This window comes from Paraburkholderia jirisanensis, assembly GCF_054782355.1.
Genome location: NZ_BAAGSQ010000026.1, coordinates 701,624 through 719,876, shown reverse-complemented (window position 1 = coordinate 719,876; position 18,253 = coordinate 701,624). Strand labels below are relative to the sequence as shown.

14 protein-coding genes are annotated in these 18,253 nt (G+C 63.9%); 8 read left to right on the top strand and 6 right to left on the bottom strand.

Translation table 11 applies throughout. The features are described from left to right. Nucleotides 1-4: 4 nt before the first annotated feature. The gene (locus tag ACYVNQ_RS19590) at nt 5-3,502 is read right to left on the bottom strand and encodes a transglutaminase family protein (RefSeq protein ID WP_460904220.1); all 3,498 of its coding nucleotides are present in this window, start codon (nt 3,500-3,502) and stop codon (nt 5-7) included. Nucleotides 3,503-3,896: 394 nt separating this feature from the next. On the opposite strand from ACYVNQ_RS19590, the gene ACYVNQ_RS19585 reads away from it, so the two are divergent. Then, entirely contained in the window at nt 3,897-5,096 is a 1,200-nt protein-coding gene (locus ACYVNQ_RS19585) for a zinc-binding metallopeptidase family protein (protein WP_460904219.1), read from the top strand. A 17-nt stretch (nt 5,097-5,113) separates the two neighbouring features. On the opposite strand, the gene phaP is transcribed toward ACYVNQ_RS19585, so the two are convergent. Further along, nucleotides 5,114-5,536: a TIGR01841 family phasin gene (gene phaP, locus ACYVNQ_RS19580; RefSeq protein WP_460904218.1), complete on the bottom strand. Its 423-nt coding sequence runs from the start codon at nt 5,534-5,536 to the stop codon at nt 5,114-5,116. A 321-nt stretch (nt 5,537-5,857) separates the two neighbouring features. Here phaP and ACYVNQ_RS19575 point away from each other — a divergent pair, with 321 nt between their 5' ends. The 5 genes from ACYVNQ_RS19575 to ACYVNQ_RS19555 all read left to right on the top strand — a co-directional run bounded on the left by ACYVNQ_RS19575 (nt 5,858) and on the right by ACYVNQ_RS19555 (nt 12,402). Beyond that, complete coding sequence (locus ACYVNQ_RS19575; protein WP_460904217.1) at nt 5,858-7,300, top strand: cytochrome P450; 1,443 nt, start codon at nt 5,858-5,860, stop codon at nt 7,298-7,300. Nucleotides 7,301-7,458: 158 nt separating this feature from the next. Continuing rightward, nucleotides 7,459-8,427 carry a LysR family transcriptional regulator gene (locus ACYVNQ_RS19570; RefSeq protein WP_460904216.1) on the top strand — a complete coding sequence of 323 codons (969 nt, stop codon included), beginning with the start codon at nt 7,459-7,461 and terminating at the stop codon, nt 8,425-8,427. Nucleotides 8,428-8,752: 325 nt separating this feature from the next. Continuing rightward, entirely contained in the window at nt 8,753-9,940 is a 1,188-nt protein-coding gene (locus ACYVNQ_RS19565) for an HPP family protein (protein WP_460904215.1), read from the top strand. Between the two features lie 179 nt (nt 9,941-10,119). Further along, a complete protein-coding gene (locus tag ACYVNQ_RS19560; protein WP_460904214.1) occupies nt 10,120-10,533 on the top strand; it encodes a MarR family winged helix-turn-helix transcriptional regulator in 414 nt (137 codons plus the stop codon). 12 nt (nt 10,534-10,545) lie between these two features. Continuing rightward, the gene (locus tag ACYVNQ_RS19555; protein WP_460904213.1) at nt 10,546-12,402 is read left to right on the top strand and encodes a chloride channel protein; all 1,857 of its coding nucleotides are present in this window, start codon (nt 10,546-10,548) and stop codon (nt 12,400-12,402) included. Nucleotides 12,403-12,555: 153 nt separating this feature from the next. On the opposite strand, the gene ACYVNQ_RS19550 is transcribed toward ACYVNQ_RS19555, so the two are convergent. Together ACYVNQ_RS19550 and ACYVNQ_RS19545 are read right to left on the bottom strand one after the other, a co-directional pair. Then, a complete protein-coding gene (locus ACYVNQ_RS19550) occupies nt 12,556-14,007 on the bottom strand; it encodes a catalase (RefSeq protein ID WP_460904212.1) in 1,452 nt (483 codons plus the stop codon). An 88-nt stretch (nt 14,008-14,095) separates the two neighbouring features. Further along, a complete protein-coding gene (locus tag ACYVNQ_RS19545; RefSeq protein ID WP_460904211.1) occupies nt 14,096-14,785 on the bottom strand; it encodes an HD domain-containing protein in 690 nt (229 codons plus the stop codon). Between the two features lie 610 nt (nt 14,786-15,395). Between ACYVNQ_RS19545 and ACYVNQ_RS19540 the strand changes: the two genes are divergently transcribed. Next, nucleotides 15,396-15,926 (top strand): GNAT family N-acetyltransferase, encoded by a 531-nt coding sequence (locus tag ACYVNQ_RS19540; RefSeq protein ID WP_460904210.1) that lies wholly within the window; start codon nt 15,396-15,398, stop codon nt 15,924-15,926. Nucleotides 15,927-15,971: 45 nt separating this feature from the next. On the opposite strand, the gene ACYVNQ_RS19535 is transcribed toward ACYVNQ_RS19540, so the two are convergent. After that, a complete protein-coding gene (locus ACYVNQ_RS19535) occupies nt 15,972-16,340 on the bottom strand; it encodes a DUF2917 domain-containing protein (protein WP_460904209.1) in 369 nt (122 codons plus the stop codon). A 309-nt stretch (nt 16,341-16,649) separates the two neighbouring features. Between ACYVNQ_RS19535 and ACYVNQ_RS19530 the strand changes: the two genes are divergently transcribed. Next, nucleotides 16,650-17,594: a hypothetical protein gene (locus ACYVNQ_RS19530; RefSeq protein ID WP_460904208.1), complete on the top strand. Its 945-nt coding sequence runs from the start codon at nt 16,650-16,652 to the stop codon at nt 17,592-17,594. Between the two features lie 52 nt (nt 17,595-17,646). On the opposite strand, the gene ACYVNQ_RS19525 is transcribed toward ACYVNQ_RS19530, so the two are convergent. Then, complete coding sequence (locus ACYVNQ_RS19525) at nt 17,647-18,117, bottom strand: ferritin-like domain-containing protein (RefSeq protein WP_460904207.1); 471 nt, start codon at nt 18,115-18,117, stop codon at nt 17,647-17,649. Between the last annotated feature and the right edge of the window lie 136 nt (nt 18,118-18,253).

Genomic DNA, 18,253 nt, shown 5'->3' with positions numbered 1-18,253 from the left:
TCGGTTACCAGTAGCGCAAGTCCAGCGTAAACGGGAACTCCAGACTGCGCGGCGGCGCGCCTTCGGCTACGGCGAGCGGCCCCGGTGTATGCCCTGCCGCCGAAAAGCGCGCGCGCCGCCGGCTCTCGGCTTCGTATGCGTTGACCGGGAACGTCTGGTAATTGCGTCCGCCGGGATGAGCGACATGATACTGGCAACCGCCGATCGAGCGCCCGCTCCACGTGTCGACCACGTCGAACGTCAGCGGCGCGTGCACGCCGATGGTCGGATGCAGCGCAGCAGGTTGCCACCAGGCGCGGTAGCGCACGCCGGCCACGTGCTCGCTGACGCGCCCGGTCGGCTGCAGCGGCAACGCGTGGCTGTTGACCGTCACGCGATGACGATCGCCGTTCAATCCGAGCACGCGCACCTCGAGCCGTTCGACCGACGAATCGACGTAGCGCACCGTGCTGCCGGCCGAGCCCTCTTCGCCCATCACGTGCCACGGTTCGAGCGCGCCGCGCAGCGTCAGCGCGATACCGTTCACGTCGAGTTCACCGACCAGCGGAAAACGGAACGCGAAGTGCGGCGCGAACCACGCGGCATCGAATGCATAGCCGGCTTCGCGAAGTTCGGTCAGTACATCGTCGAAATCCATCTGCACGAAGCTGCCGAGCAGAAAACGATCGTGCAGTTCGGTGCCCCAGCGGGCGAGGCGCGTGGTGTACGGCGTTTTCCAGAAACGCGCGACCAGCGCGCGCAGCAGCAACTGCTGCACGAGGCTCATGCGCGCATGCGGCGGCATTTCGAAGCCGCGCAGTTCGAGCAGGCCGAGCCGGCCGGTCGGGCCGTCCGGCGAGTACAGCTTGTCGATGCAGAATTCCGCGCGGTGCGTGTTGCCGGTCACGTCGATCAGGATGTTGCGTAGCGACCGGTCGATCAACCATGCGGGCACGGGCGCGCCACCCATCCGCTCGGTCTGGCGCTGCAATTCGCGCAGCGCGATCTCCAGTTCGTAGACCTGGTCGTTACGCACTTCGTCGATGCGCGGCGCCTGGCTGGTTGGGCCGATAAACAGTCCCGAGAATAGATACGACAACGACGGATGGTTATGCCAGTACGCCACCAGGCTTGCCAGCAGGTCCGGCCGACGCAGGAACGGACTGTCCGGCGGCGTCGCGCCGCCGAGCACGAAGTGGTTGCCGCCGCCGGTGCCGGTGTGGCGGCCGTCGAGCATGAACTTCTCGGTCGACAGATACGATTCGTGCGCGGCGCCGTACAGGAATTCCGTGTGGTCGACGAGTTCGTCCCAGTTCGACGCCGGGTGAATATTGACTTCGATGACGCCCGGATCCGGCGTGACCTGCAGCATTTTCAGACGCGGATCGCGCGGCGGCGGATAGCCTTCGATCACGACTTTCATGTCGAGATCGCGCGCGCTCGCTTCGACCGCGGCGAGCAGGTCAAGATAATCGTCGAGCACGGTGAGCGGCGGCATGAACACATGCAGCAGCGCGTGGCTCGAGCCGAACGATTTCGCTTCGGCTTGCGGGCCGGCGGCACGCGCCGGGTTGCGCACTTCGACGCACAGTGCGGTGCGTAGCAGCGACGCGGCGGATTCGCCGCGCGCGGGCATCGGTGTCGGTGTAGACATCGGTTCGCCAAAGTCGTGACGCGCCGCGCCGCGCGCCCCATTGCCGCCATCGACACGCGACTTCGGCGCTACGCCGCCGTCTGATGCAGCAACGCCATCGTACGTACCGGGTCGCCAATGCGGGTTCGCATACTCATGCGCCTCGCCCGCCACACCCGCGTACTGCATCCGCAATTGAGCGGCGCTACGCAGCGGCGCGGGTTCGTCGAATGGATCGCGTACGTGCTGCACCGGATAGTCCGCCGCCGTGGCCCACGGCAGCGAATCGAGCGGCAGCCGATAACCCATCGGCGAATCGCCCGGAATCAGGTACATCCGCTCGTCGCGGAAGAACCACGGGCCGCTGGTCCAGCGCTCACCGGGCCCCCGCGAAAGCGGCAACGCATAGCCGGTTACTGCGGCTAGGCCCGCATCGAATACGCGGCGCAGGCGCACGCGTTCCTGTTCGTCGGCCAGCCGCGCTTCGAATGGATCGACGTTGACCGGCAGGCGCCGTTCGCGCCACAGGTAGTACCACGTGTCTTCGTGGCCGGGCTGAATGTGCTTTTTGTCGAGTGCGAGCTTGTCCGCAAGATGCTCGATGAAACGCTGTGCGTCTTCCGCGGTGTAGCAACCGGGGTCGCGCTCGTCGGCAAAACGCGCCGGGTCCTGCCAGCAAGGCTCGCCGTCCGCACGCCAGAATAGCGATAGCGCCCAGCGCGGCAGTTGCTCGCCCGGGTACCACTTGCCCTGCCCGATATGCAGAAAACCGTTCGCGCCATAGCGTTCGCGCAACCGGTCCATTAGCGTTACCGCATAACTGCGCTTGGTGGGCCCAAGCGCGTCGGTGTTCCATTCGGCGGCGTCGCGGTCGCGCACCGCGACGAAGGTCGGCTCGCCGCCCATCGTCAGACGCACGTCCATGTCGTGCAGATCGCGGTCCACTTGCGCGCCCATCTCCAGCACGCCATTCCATGTCGCTTCGGTGTAAGGCTTCGTCACGCGCGGCGTTTCCAGCACGCGGGTGATCGTCATCGAATGCATGAACTCGACTTCGGATTCCTCGACGGCGCCCGAAATCGGCGCCGCGCTGCCCGGCTCGGGCGTGCAGGCGACCGGAATATGCCCCTCGCCCGCCAGCAGCCCGGAAGTCGGATCGAGGCCGATCCAGCCCGCGCCCGGCAGGTACACTTCGCACCACGCGTGCAGGTCGGTGAAATCGACTTCGGTGCCGCTCGGGCCATCGAGCGCTTTCGTATCCGGTGCCAGCTGCAGCAGGTAGCCGGACACGAAACGCGCGGCAAGACCCAGCTGCCGCAGGGTTTCGACCAGCAGCCAGCCCGAGTCGCGGCACGAACCGGAAGCATTGACGAGCGTCTCCTCAGGCGTCTGCACGCCCGGCTCCATGCGGATCAGATAGCGGATCTCGCGCTGCACGCGCTGGTTCAACGCGACGAGGAAATCGGCCGTCACGCATGGCGCGCGATCGATACTCGCCACGAAGTCCGCAAAGCGCGGCGTCATATCGCGTTTGACGAGGTACGGCGCCAGTTCGGCGCGCAGTTCAGGCGCGTACTTGAACGGAAACTTCTCGGCGGATGGCTCGAGGAAGAAATCGAACGGGTTGTACACCGCCATTTCCGCGACGAGGTCGACGGTTACCTTGAATTCGCGCATCCGGTCCGGAAACACCAGTCGCGCCTGATAATTCGCAAACGCATCCTGCTGCCAGTTGATGAAATGCTGCGCCGGCTCGACGCGCAGCGAATACGACAGGATCGGCGTGCGACAGTGCGGCGCCGGCCGCAGCCGGATTACCTGCGGCGAGAGTCCGACCAGCCGGTCGTAGCGGTACTGCGTGACGTGATTCAAGGCAACGCGTATGGACACACCGGACTCCTGGTCGAATGCGAGGGGGACAGGCGGGGCAGCCGCAAAAAGCAAGCTTCATGCCGTTGGATGGTGCAACGGGCGGGATCGCCGCAGCACGGCGCAGCGACAGGATCGCTGCGGATCGGAACCACGCGCCTGCCCCATACCTACCCCGTACTTGCCGCGCCGTTATGCTGCACGTCGGCCTGACGCACCAAACCGGCGCACACCGGCTGCCCCATGTTGTACGCAGTGTGCGCTCAACCTGCGACATGCTACGGCTGCGGCATGAACATTGCGCAACACGGCAACGGCGCGCACCGGAGCGCCGTTGCAATGCGCCGACAGCCGATGCGACGCCACCGTTGCGCGCGCAACCACCCATCCGAACGACCGCAGACAGGCTGACCCGATGAAACCGTTCCACTGCAACCGCTGCGAGCAACGCGTGTACTTCGAGAACGTGCGCTGCGAAAGCTGCGACACGCTACTCGGCTACGTGCCTGAACTCGACGAGATTAGCGCATTCGACGATGCGGGCGACGGTACCTGGCGCAGCCTGCACCCCGCCGCCGAAGGCAAGCTCTACCGGCCGTGCCACAACTATGCGGTGGAAAACGTCTGCAACTGGATGCTGCCCGCCGACGATCCGGCGCCGCTATGCCGCGCGTGCCGCCTGACGCACACGATTCCGAATCTCAGCAACCAGGACAACCGCTTCTACTGGTACCGGCTGGAAACCGCGAAACGCCGGCTGCTCTATACGCTTGCCGAACTCGGCCTGAGCATCGAGGCACGCGATGCCGATCCGGAACACGGGCTCGAATTCGAATTCCTCGAAGATTCGGGCAACGGCGAACGGGTCATGACCGGCCACGCGAACGGCAAGATCACGCTGAACATCGCCGAAGCCGACGACGCTCACCGCGAACGGATGCGCACCGCGATGGGCGAACCGTATCGCACGCTGCTCGGGCATTTTCGTCACGAGTCCGGGCACTACTATTTCGAGCGGCTGATTACCGGCACGCGCTGGCAGGATCCGTTTCGACAGGTATTCGGCGACGATTGTGCCGACTACGCACAGGCACTCGACGCGTACTACCGCGACGGCGCGCCGGCCGACTGGCCGCAACGCTACATCAGTGCGTACGCAACGATGCATCCGTGGGAAGACTGGGCCGAAACGTGGGCGCACTACCTGTTGATCGTCGACGTACTGGATACCGCGACCTCATACGGCGTCGCACTACTGCCGCCGGGGCCGAACGACCCGGCGCTGCTCGACCAGACGCCAGTGGAAGAAGCCAGCTTCGATAATCTGATGAAACGCTGGTTTCCGTTGACGTACGCGCTAAACAGTTTGAACCGCAGCCTTGGAATGGCGGATGGCTATCCGTTCACGCTGGCGCCGGCGGTGGTGGACAAGCTGCGCTTCGTGCATCGCGTGATCAGCGCCGCGGCGCGGGAGGCCGCGGGCAAGCAGACAAGCCGTGCGACGGGCGGCATCGGCGCTGCAACATCGGGGAATACGACAGGCGGCGCCGATGCAAAAAGCAAAGCGCCGCCCGCTACGGATGACCAAACCGGCAACAACACTGGCCAACCGTAGCCCTGCTGTTCCGCTGCTTACTTCTTCTGCTGCATCAGCGTCTTGAGTTCCTGCACGTTTTCCTCGACGCGCTTGGCGATCACCGCATACGAGTCGGCCTGCGACCGGTAGGCCGCCTGTGCGAGCTGCTGCATGTCGGCGAGCGCCTTGTGCAGCGTCTGCTGAACCAGCTCGGCGGTGTCGGCCGACGGCATCCCGCCGGAAGCGGCCTGCTTCGACGCGACCGCCTGCAGTTCGGTCAGCGTCGAGCGCAGCATGTCGGCCTGCTTCTGCGCCAGTGACTGCATGCCTTGCCATGCGGTCTGATTGGCCGCGACCAGCGCCTCGACGTCCTTGCGGCGCGCTTCCATCACCGCCGGCACATCGAAGCCGGGCAGCTTGAACTGTTCCAGCATCTTGTTGAATTCGGCAAACGGATTGGCTGCGTCATAGGTAGGCATGTTCGATTCTCCGGAGGCGATGCGTCGAAATTGGACCGTGCAGTCGGATGGCCGCGCCGCGGCCGGACGTGCGCACGTGAACCGGATCATGCACTTTCTGTTCCCGATGCGCCAGCCTTAACGGCTCGCGCATTCTGTGTGTTCCATGTCTTCCTGCTTGCGTTGTGTCGTGCAACCACGCGAAGCCGTAAGCCTGACCGACGGCTATCGCGTAGCCCACGATCCACATACAATGGGGCCGAAGCAATCGTCCGAGAAAAGACGGCGCAAGCCGGCGCGGCACGCACGCCGCCGCCCGCAAGGCCAAACCCGGAGACCCCCATGAGCACACTGGCAAGCGGCGACACGAACCAGACCACCCCCGGGCGCGTGCGCCGCCTTGTCGAACTGCCGGCGCCCAAAGGCTTGCCGCTGATCGGCAATCTGCATCAGCTTGCGCCGCAAGATCTGCATCACACGCTGGAGCGCTGGGGCCGCGAAGTCGGCACACCATTTCGCTTTCAGATCGGCGGGCGCTCGATCATGGTCGTGTCCGATACCGACCAGGTACAAAGCATGTCGCGCGAACGGCCGCACCGGTTTCGGCGCTTCCGTCCGCTCGAAGCGATTCTCGAAGAGTTCGGCGCGAACGGCCTGTTCTCCGCTGAAGGCGCCGCATGGGAACCGCAGCGGCGGCTGATCATGCAGGCACTGTCGATTCCGCAGATCCGCGCGATCTATCCGACGCTGCACGGCATCACCGAGCGTCTGCAGGCGCGCTGGCTGCGCGCCGCACGCGAGCGGCGCACTGTCGAAATGGTCGAAGACCTGAAACGCTATACGGTGGACGTCACCAGCGCGCTCGCATTCGGCGAAGACCCGCGCACGCTGGAGCGCGATAGCGGTGTGATTCAGGAGCATCTCGCGATCATCCTGCCGATGCTGATGGCGCGCCTGAATTCGCCGTTCCCGTACTGGCGCTACGTGAAGCTGCCGCGCGACCGCAAGCTCGACCGCTCGCTGATCGAAATTCACCGCTACGTGCGCCAGATGATGGAACGGGCTCGCCAGCACATGCGCGACGACCCGCCCGAAACGCCGCGGCATCTGCTCGAAGCGATGCTCGCGATGCGCGACACACCCAACTCCGGCATCACCGACGACCAGGTTGCCGCCAACGTGCTGACCCTGCTGCTCGCAGGCGAAGACACCACGGCGCACTCGATGGCGTGGTCGATGCTGTTTATCGCGGGCGATGCATCGCTGCAGCAGCGCATGGCAACGCAAGCGCGCCGCGTGCTCGGCACGGCACCGGTGTGCCCGGACTACGCCACGCTAAAAGAACTCGACCTGTTCGAAGCGGTCTGCACCGAAACCGGCCGCTTCAAACCGGTGGCCGCGCTCAGTTCGTTCGAGCCGCTCGAAGACGTGACGCTCGGCGACGTGCGGGTGCCTGCCGGCACGACGATCTTCTTTCTGAACCGGCCGCCAATGCACGACGCGCGCAACTTCGCGAACCCCGAGCGCTTCGATCCGGACCGCTGGCTGCAGCCGCGCGATGCCGGACGCGGCGCGCACGAGCCGCGTGCTTATCTGCAATTCGGCGCGGGGCCGCGGGTCTGCCCGGGCCGGCATCTGGCCGGTGTGGAAATGCGCGCGGCGCTGTCGATGCTGGTGGCGAACTTCGAAGTGAAGCTGGCGGTCGATCCTGCGCAGATTCGCGAAGTCAGCGCGTTTACGATGGTGCCGAGTGCGATGCCGGTGGAGTTGACCGTGCGGCAGTGAGTGGTGCCTGCACGACGCTGCGCAAGCGGCGCTACGTGAATAGCGCTACGCCGTCGACGCCGCCTTTCGGCGCCGCGCATCGTCATGCATCCGCGCCGCTTTATACTAAGCCACTCAATCCGCTCATCCGTTCACTTCATCTCTTACGCCAAACCCGCATGGACCGCTTGCAGGCAATGACGACCTTCGCCACGGTCGCCGAGACAGGCGGCTTTTCGGCCGCCGCGCGTAAGCTCGACGTGTCGCCGTCGGTGGTCAGCCGCATCGTTACGGAGCTCGAAGAACATCTCGGCGTGCGGCTACTCACGCGCACCACACGCATCGTGCGGCTCACCGAAACCGGTACCGCGTACTTCGAGAACTGCCGGCGCATTCTCGGCGAAATCGATGAAGCCGAGCAATCGGCCACCGGCACCCATGCCGCCCCGCGCGGCTTGCTGACGATCACCGCGCCCGTGCTGTTCGGCGCCGCTTACGTCACGCCGCTTGCGGTCGAGTATCTGCAGCGCTATCCGGAAGTCGATCTCAGCTGTCTGTTTCTGGACCGCATCGTCAATGTGATCGACGAAGGCATCGACGTCGCGGTGCGCATCGGCGCGTTGCCCGATTCTTCGCTGCAGGCGATCCGCGTCGGCGCCGTGCGGCGCGTACTGTGTGCCGCGCCCGATTATCTGCAGCGCTGCGGCACACCGCAATCGCTCGACGAACTCGCCGCTCATACGACCATCGCAACCACCGGTGCGTCGAATTCGGTCGACTGGCGCTTTGCCGTCGACGGCCGGCCGCGATCGTTGCGCACGCAACCACGGCTGATGACCACCACCAATGACGCGGCGATTGCCGCTGCGGTATCGGGCTTCGGCATCGCCCAGGCGTTGTCGTATCAGGTCGCCCACCATCTGCGCGCCGGCACGCTGCAACTGGTGCTCGAAGCATTCGAGCAGCCCGCGCTGCCGATTAACGTGGTTCATCGCGAAGGGCGGCATGCCACGCAAAAAGTGGGCGCTTTCCTCGATCTCGCGATCGACCGGCTCCGCGCCGATCCGTCGCTTGGTGAGACGGCCCACTCCGATAGCACCGCGATGCACGCGGCAAATGGCGAGGATGGGCTCACAGCCGCCAAATAACGTTGGCGTGCTGCCGCTCGTCGTGCAGGATCGCGCCACGCATTGGCGCGTCAACACTATCTCCGATACGTCTATCAGGCCGCGCTTTCGCGCCGATGCCTTCAGCGTTTTATGTCAGCTTGTGAGCTGTTTCGGCACAGCACGTCTTTCGCTTTTCTGCACTCCACCGCACCCTTTATGCACCGAAATGCTGCACTGCGGCTTTTCCATGCACCAATTTTATATCACAATGATATATAAACATGACGACTAGTTCGTTCCCCAGACGACGACGGTCCGCTAAGGTTCGACGCTCGCCTTACCTTTTTTGCATCACCCAGATACCTTGATCCGCTCCAACGTACCCCGCTGGCTATCCTGGTTTGCGCCCGCCCTGCTCACTGTCCGCTGGCCCGAGCGGCTGCGCTCGGCGCTTGGTGCGCTGCTTGGCATCGCGTCGATTGCGCTCGTCACACCATGGCTGCTCGGCGCGGGATCCGGCATTCCGATGCTGATCGCGCCGATGGGCGCGTCCGCCGTGCTGCTGTTCGCCGTGCCGGCCAGTCCGCTCGCACAGCCATGGTCGCTGCTCGGCGGCAATCTCGTATCCGCCACGGTGGGCGTGGCATGCGCGAGCTGGATTGCAGACCCGGCGCTCGCCGCCGCCGTGGCAGTGGCCGGCGCGATCGCCGGGATGCTGACGCTGCGCTGCGTGCACCCGCCATCCGGCGCAGTGGCATTGACTGCCGTGCTCGGCGGTCCGGCAATCCACGCACTCGGCTACCGCTTCCTGCTGGAGCCGGTATTGCTGCAATCGGTGGTTCTGCTTGCTGTGGCGCTGGCGTATCACGCGCTGACGCGCCACCGCTATCCCCACGTGCTGCAGCAGCCGGCCGGCGTAGATGCCGAAGCGCGGCAACGTCAGCTGCGCGACGACCTCGACACGGTGCTCAAGCGCCAGAGCGAATTTCTCTCCATCGACCCGGCGGATCTCGCGGCGCTGCTGCGCGACACGCAGATGCAGGCTTATGCACGCAGCTTCGGCGAACTGAAGTGCGCGGATGTCATGTCGAGCCACACGGTCAGCGTGTCGCCCACTACCACCGCGAAGACCGCCGCCGCGCTGCTGAAGCAATACGACGTCAAGGCGCTACCGGTGATCGATGCGCAGCGCCACGTGATCGGCATCGTCACGCGTGCGGACCTGATGGGCGCCGCCAGCATGACGCGCGGTGCCGGGCCGTTCGAGCGGCTGCTCGCAAAGCGCTTGCCATGGCTGTCGCTGCGCGCGAGCCGGCGGCGGCGCGCCCGTACGATTCGCAGCACCAGCGTTGGCACGCTGATGGCCTCGGGCGTGCGCACGGTCGCCACTGCGACACCGATCGCCGAACTGGTGCCGCAATTCGCGGCACACGGGCATCACCACATTCCGGTGGTCGATGCGAACCGGCAGCTTGCCGGCATCATCACGCCGACTGACCTGATTACCGGCTTGTATCGCCAAAGCGGCGAACAGCTGCACCGCGCGGCCTGATGTCACGCGGCGCGGGTGCACGCCGGTGCGCCCGCTCATAGCACACGCTGCGGGCAGCACATAGCCGCTCAAAAACCACAAGACACCCGGGAAAACACCAGACCGGTGTGCTGCCACCGCACATTTATATCACTTCATGATACATTCTGCACTTCCCCGTTCTGACCGACCGCTCCACCATGAAGACCGTCTCACGCGAATTGAGCAAAGCCGATTTTGAGCAGCTCTCCGAATTCCGCTATCACATGCGGCGTTTCGAACGCTTTTCCGAACGCGCCGCGCAAGGCGAAGGCATTACGCCGCTGCAGTACCTGCTGTTGCTGCACGTCAAAGGCTATCCGGAGCGCGAATGGGCCACCATCGGCGAGCTTGCCGAACGCCTGCAGGCACAGCATCACGGCGTGGTTGCGCTCGTTACGCGCTGTGAAGCGCTCGGGCTGGTAGAGCGCAAAGTCAGCGAAAGCGACCGCCGCCAGGTTGAAGTGCACCTGCTGAAAGCCGGCGAAAAGCTGCTGTCGCGCCTCGCCGAACTGCATCGCGCCGAACTCAAGTCGCTAAAGGGCGCCTTCACGATTCCACATATCGACCTGTAATCCGTTGACATCATGAGCCTCGACGCCCACAAGCGCGACTTTTCCAGCAATGCCCGGCTGCCCGGCATCTCCATGCTTGCGGTGGTAATCGGCTGTCTCGCCACGCTCGCGGCATTCGTTCTGCTGAGCCTGATTCATCTGTTCACCAATCTGTTCTTCTACGGCAGCTTTTCGTTCGCAGACCACTCGCCGGCGTTAAACACGCTTGGTGCGTGGGTCATCCTGATCCCGATTGCCGGCGGCCTGGTCGTCGGGATGATGGCGCGCTACGGCTCGGAGAAGATTCGCGGCCACGGCATTCCCGAAGCGATCGAGGCAATCCTGTTCGGCAAGAGCCGCATGTCGCCGAAGGTCGCGGTGCTCAAGCCACTGTCGTCGGGCATCGTGATCGGCAGCGGCGGCCCGTTCGGCGCCGAAGGCCCGATCATCATGACGGGTGGCGCGATCGGCTCGCTGATCGCGCAATGCTTCAAGGTCACCGCCGCCGAGCGCAAGACATTATTGGTTGCGGGCGCAACGGCCGGCATGACTGCGGTGTTCGGCACGCCGGTGGCCGCCGTGCTGCTCGCCGTCGAACTGCTGCTGTTCGAATGGCGGCCGCGCAGCTTCCTGCCGGTGGCGCTCGCATGCGCAGTGGCGGGCTTTGCGCGCGCGATCTTCTTCGGCACCGCACCGCTGTTTCCGCTGCAAACCGCGGAGCCAGGCGCGATGTCGCTGCTGTCGTGCGTGGTGGCCGGGCTGTTGTCGGGTGCGCTCGCATCCGGCTTGTCCGCCGCGCTCTATAAAACGGAAGACCTGTTCGGCCGGCTGCCATTGCACTGGATGTGGTGGCCCGCGCTAGGCGGCCTCGTGGTCGGTATCGGCGGATTCGTCGAACCGCGCGCGCTGGGCGTCGGCTATGACGTGATCGGCGATCTGCTGCATCAGCACATCGCGCTGCAGATCGCGGTGGCAATTCTGGTCGTCAAAGCGGTGATCTGGGTGGTCGCGTTGGGCTCGGGGACATCGGGCGGCGTACTCGCGCCGCTGCTGATGCTCGGCGCCGGCCTCGGCACCGTGCTGGGCCACGTGTTGCCCGGCAACGAGCCGGCCCTGTGGCCGCTGGTGTGCATGGCGGCCACGCTCGGTGCCACACTCGGCGCGCCCCTCACGGCGATCGTGTTCGCGTTCGGCCTCACGCACGACAGCAACGCACTGCTGCCGCTGCTGGCGGCCACGCTGGTGGCGCACGGCTTTGCAACGGTCGTGATGAAGCGCTCGATCATGACCGAGAAGATCGCGCGCCGCGGGTATCACATCTACCGCGAGTACGGCGTCGATCCGCTCGAACGGCATTACGCAGACGAGGTGATGTCACGCACCGTCGAAGCGATCGATGCGAATGTGACCGTACGCGATGCGCTCGCCACGTACTTCGGCCCGAAGCAGACGCGGCGTGCGTATCCGGTCATCGGCAACGAGGCGGTACTGGGCGTGGTAGATCGTGCGACGCTCGAAGCGGCACAGCAGGAAGCAGCGGAAGCAGAGGCCGCGGCAGACACCGCATCAGCCGATCCACGTGACCTGCGCAATCTGCGTGTCGGCGACATTCTGCAGGGCACGCCGGTGGTGGCCCTGCCTCATGAAACCTGCCGCGTGGTCGGTATGCGGCTCGCGGTACATGGGCTCGAACGCATGCCAGTGGTGTCGGACCGCAAGTCGTTGCGGCTGGTCGGCATCGTGTCGCGCAGCGATCTGATCAAGCCGTCGCTCGGACACTTCGAAGAAGAACATAAGCTCGAGCGCTTCCGCTATCTCGGCTTCGGCGGCGACAAACGCAACTTCGCGCCGGTCCAACCGGTACACAACGAAACGCATCCGCACGGCTAGTCCACACGCGGCACGTTTCAAAGCAAAAAAACGCCCGCCGTCACGCTCCGCACACACAGCGGATTGCAACGGCGGGCGCACTGTCCCTCCATACCAGGCCATACGTTCGCCCCAAACCGCTCAGGACGAACGCGCAGCCCTCCTCCTCAAGCCTTAACGCGCATTCTTCGCTGCGGCGATCGCCTGCAGTGCCTTCGTCACGCCTGCACCGTAAGCCGCATCGGCTTTCGTGCAGTGCTCGACGTGCAGCGCCTGCACCGCATCGGTGGTGCCTTGCAGCGCCCGTGCGGTGTTGTCGAACAGCGCCTGCTGCTGGGCCGGCGACATCTTGCGGAACAGCGCGCCCGGTTGCGAGAAGTAGTCTTCGTCGACGCGGTGGTTCCAATGGCCCGCTGCGCCTTCGACGTCGAGCGGCGGCTCGCTGTAGTCCGGCTGATCCTGCCATTCGCCGACCGTGTTCGGCTCATACGATGCGGTGCCGCCGTAGTTGCCGTCGGTGCGCATCTTGCCGTCGCGGTGATAGCTGTGCACCGGGTTCTTCGGCGCGTTCACCGGAATCAGGAAGTAGTTCGAGCCGAGACGATAGCGCTGCGCATCCGCATACGAGAACAGACGCCCTTGCAACATGCGGTCCGGCGAGAAGCTGATGCCCGGCACCGTGTTCGACGGCGCAAAGCCTGCCTGTTCGGTCTCGGCGAAGAAGTTCTCCGGGTTGCGGTTCAGTTCGACCACGCCCACTTCGATCAGCGGGTAATCCTTCTTCGACCAGATCTTGGTCAGGTCGAACGGATTGCAGTGGTACGTCTTCGCATCCTTTTCCGGCATGATCTGCACCGACAGCGTCCACTTCGGGAAGTCGCCGCGTTCGATCGATGCGTGCAGGTCGCGCTGGTTGCTTTCGCGATCCGTCGCGACCACGGCTTCCGCTTCCGCATCCGTCAGGTTTTCGATGCCCTGCTGCGTACGGAAGTGGAACTTCACCCAGAAACGCTCGTTCTGCGCGTTGATAAAGCTGTACGTGTGGCTGCCGAAGCCGTGCATGTGACGGAAGCTCTTCGGAATGCCGCGATCGCTCATCACGATCGTTACCTGATGCAGCGCTTCGGGCAGTTGCGTCCAGAAGTCCCACTGGTTCTGCGCGCTGCGCAGGCCGGTGCGCGGGTCGCGCTTGATCGCGTGGTTCAGGTCGGGGAACTTCAGCGGATCGCGGAAGAAGAACACCGGCGTATTGTTGCCGACCATGTCCCAGATGCCTTCGTCGGTATAGAACTTGAACGCGAAGCCGCGGATGTCACGCTCCGCATCTGCCGCGCCGCGTTCGCCTGCCACCGTCGAGAAGCGCGCGAACATCGGCGTCTTCTTGCCGATCTCCGAGAAGATCTTCGCACGCGTGTACTTCGTGATGTCGTGCGTCACGGTGAAGGTGCCATGAGCGCCCGCACCTTTCGCATGCATCCGGCGCTCCGGGATCACTTCGCGCGCGAAGTGGGCCAGCTTTTCGATCAGCCAGACATCTTGCAGCAGCGCCGGCCCGCGTACGCCGACAGTCTGCGTGTTCTGATTGTCGACGACAGGAGCGCCGAAAGCGGTGGTGAGTTTGCTCATATCCTTTCCTTTGAAACAGTGACCAAAGTGGGGTTATACGGCTAATGCCCTGGTAAAAACGCCGGCGTGGTCGACGCCGGCGTACGGATTAACCGTGCTTATGCGATGGGTCGTCGCAGTGCACACAACCCTTGCGATCGTCGACCCACGACGACCCAAGGATGATGCTGCAGAAGTTCAGGCGTTTGTACGTCGGATCCTTCAGCGCCAGCACATCGGCCTTTACATTGCCGAAAGTGGTGAGCGGCTTATGCATCGTGCCGTGCGCAAACGCGTCGATGATCTGCTCCTTGAAGTTGCTTTCGCGCGGGTGCGCCGCCACCACCTGTTCACGCTGCTCGTCGGTGAACTGATCGTAGGCGAGGCCCAGCACGTCCATCTCTACACCGGCCGTCACCAGCGAAACGACCGGCTTCTTATGCTCCGGAATACCCGGCGTCGTATGCAGCGCGATCGAATCCCACACCTGCTCGATTTCGTACTCGCCGACACCGTATTGCTGGAGGAAGTCGCGCGCCGTATTGGCGCCGTCCACCTCGAAGCGAAACTCCTTGCTGCTGTACTGCCTCGTCAAGCCCATATCGTGGAACATCGCACCCATGTACAGCAGCTCGGCGTCGTATTTCAGCTTCCTGCGTTCACCGGTCAGTGCCGCGAACAGAAACACGCGCGTCGAATGGTTGAACAGCAGGTCCGATTCGGTGTCGCGCACCAGTTGCGTCGCGTCACGCGCCATCTTGCTGTCGGGGATCTTGATGCCGGCGATTACCTTGCTCATTGCGTTGCTCCAATATGGAAGAGTGTTCGGATACGGTCTGCCGGGATCTTTTAAATCTCGGCGCACCGTCTCTGGACTACGCAACAAGTGTCGTTTTCTGCCGCCTTTCCCTCAACCGGTTCGACCCTTCGAACCGTGCCAATCACACCTCGTCTTCTGCCACAGCGTTTGGCCATGGTAAGTGAGCTACCGTTGCGCCCGCAACAAAAGCAAACAAATCGCCACCATAGAGCCTATCAATATGCTGCGACGGCGCTATGACAGGCGGTTCAAACGTCGATAAATAATGGCCTTGGGCCTGCCGATATATTTGCGTAATTGCACTGTGTTTTTCCAGTCTGCATGGCTAACGCCCTGCACCGAACCGGCTGCAATGCCCTCGGCAAGCGGCCATGCTGACCCTGTACAGGCGGCGTGGCCTCTGCAGACCAGCAAGGGTGCTGTGCCGGTGCTGTCATGGTTCCAGGAAGCTGAAGCCAATGGATTATCCGATGGTTTTTTGAAGTGCGCAGTTAAGGTCTACACTCTGCCGGCCAGCCGCGCCCTCCGGCGCGTGGCAACCGGGACCAGAACGGAGACAGGCGTGGGGACAAACGCGGGGGCAACCACCATGAATCATCACGAGATCGGCGTGCGGCGCGTCAGCGCCGACGAAGCGGCAGACTGTATGGAAGGTCTTGCTGACGTGCTGCTCGATTGCGTCGCGGGTGGCGCTTCGGTCAGCTTTATGTGGCCGCTCGCACGCGACACCGCACTCGACTTCTGGCACGGCGTCGCACACGGCGTGGCGCGCGGCGAGCGCGCGCTGCTGGTTGCCGAGGACCACGCCGGCCGCATCGTCGGCACCGTGCAGTTGATCCTCGCGCAACCGGAAAACCAGCCGCACCGCGCCGACGTCGCGAAGATGCTGGTGCATCGCGACGTACGCCGGCGCGGCGTCGCGCGGCGCCTGATGGCCGAGGTGGACGAGCTTGCGCGCGCCGCAGGCAAGACCGTGCTGGTGCTCGATACCGTCACCGGCGGCGATGCCGAGCGGCTCTATCAGCGAGCCGGCTGGCAGCGTGTCGGCGAGGTACCGAAGTATGCACTGATGCCGGACGGCGAATTTTGCTCGACGACCTTCTACTACCGGCACCTGTGATCGCGCGTCGGGCGGCCTTGCGCCGCCGCAGCACCTGAAGCGACGCTAGATCGAACGGAGCGCGAGCGGCGAGCGGCTGCCGACCATCGCACGCAGGCGCCCGAGCCAGCCGTGCGAGCGGCACGTCGACCCTGAATAAGCGGAGGTCACCGCGATTTCTGCGGCCTTCTGTCCGTCGGTGCTGATTCGCACGCGCTCGTTGCGAGGCAGATGCAGGGTCTCGCCCGGTTCGAGCCAATAATCGTAGTTGCTGTCGAATCGCGTCAGCCAAACGCGCTCGCGCAACACGAATAGTTCAGCATCCGCTGCAAGCTCCCAGCAGAAGAGCTGACCAGGCTCGAGCGCGAAGCGCACGGTGATACTCGGCAGCCGGACCTCAGGCTGAACCAGTCCCGACTGAATTGGCTGATGCATCGTTAATCTCCGTTCGCGTCGCACCAGACAGCCACGGTCGTGCGACGGGCGCGGTGTGCCGGCTCGGCATTACCCGCGACATCAACACAACACCCGATGCAGGGTGAATATTCCCAGTCCTGATCATCTGGCCATTCGTTGTTGTCTGTGGTTACCCGTTTTCCAGCAGGGTTGGCATGGCGCGGTGATTGCTCCGCATCTGCAAAGATGTGCGACATCGCTGGCAACGCGTATGCTGCGTAGCGCAATAAATATAATGCGCGAGACCAACGCATTGCATGCCACGAAACATGAAGGAGACTCGAGAAAATGACCCTATTCGCTACTTCGACTGCGCGGCAAGCCCGGCGGCAGCGCGCTATCGTCAGCACAGCGGCACGCATGTTCGCCGCGCTATGCATGCTGATGCTGCTGGGTGTCCAGCCCGCGCGCGCCGACGGTGCCGCGGATCTACGCGAAAAATATCAAGCCCTTGCACAACAGCTTGCGCACAATCCTTTTCACCGGCCGCTATATCTGGATTCATCGGAAGCGCCTGATGCGCTGAAGGGCGACATCTACGCCGTGCTCGACTATCCGTTCGCAACCGTCAACAGCGCGCTGAACGATCCGGCGCAAGGCGCGGCAAACTGGTGCGAGGTGCTGATCCTGCATCTGAATATCAAGTATTGCCATGCATCGACCGGCAGCAACGGCAGCACGCTCAGCGTGAATCTGGGCAAGAAAACTGAAGAACAACTGTCGTCCACGTTTCGCGTGACGTTCAACTACCGGCCCGACGAGTCGCGCGCCGATTACTTCAAGGTAGACCTGAATGCGGACAAAGGACCGATGAGCACGAAGGACTACCGCATCGTGCTGGAAGCCGTGGCGCTCGACAGCAAACACACGTTCATCCACCTCACCTACGCATACGGTTACGGCACAGCAGGGCGTTTCGCGATGAAAACCTATCTGGCGACGATCGGTAGCGACAAGGTCGGGTTCTCGAGCCAGCGCGGATCGGCCGATGCACCGGGCGCATACATCGGTGGCGTGCGCGGCCTTACGGAACGCAACACGATGCGCTATTACCTCGCGATCGACGCGTATCTCGCCTCGCTAGCAGCGGCGCCCGACCGGCGCGTCGAGCAGCGTTTCGCGAGCTGGTTCGACGCAACGGAACAGTACCCGCGACAACTGCATGAAGTGGAACGCGACGACTACCTGCAGATGAAGCGCCACGAATATCAGCGCCAGCAGACCGCACAATAACGCCGCCCAGGGCGGCAGCGTGCGATCCGCAAGAGCGTGCCCCCGCGTGCGCTCATGAAAGCGGCGCGGCCCCCGGCGTCGTTTCCACCGCACCGGGCCGACGCAACATCTTGTCGACTTCGCCGGCGTGCATCTCTTCGGTGTGAATCATTTGCCGCGCGTATTCCTCGAGCGCGACCGAGCGGCCTTCAACCCGCTTCAGTAGTTCGCGATAAAGCTCGAGCGCCACTTTCTCGGCCTCGAGCGACTCGCGCAAGATCGAGCCGATATCGAACGTGTGCGAATCGAGCAGTGGCCCAATTTCGAGCGACGGGTACGCGCCCAGCGTGGTGATCCACTCGCCGGCCTGTTGCGCGTGCAGCAACGATTCGTCAGCCTGCTGCCTTAGCCACGAGACGATCGGAATTCTGCCGAAACCAAACACGAGAAACGAATAGTGCGTGTAACGCACGACACCGGCGAGTTCCGATTCCAGAATCTGGTTAAGCACGCTAACCACGCCGTGCTTATCGAGTTCGGACATATTCCCTCCTATGCGCTTGGCCCCGGCCGCAACACGCCGGCCGGCGTAGGTGATGGTGCGCCACACGGCCCGCACACATCAAGCAGGCACTATTTCGCGGCGCAGCACTGCAAAGGCAGCGTAACGGAAGGCGCAA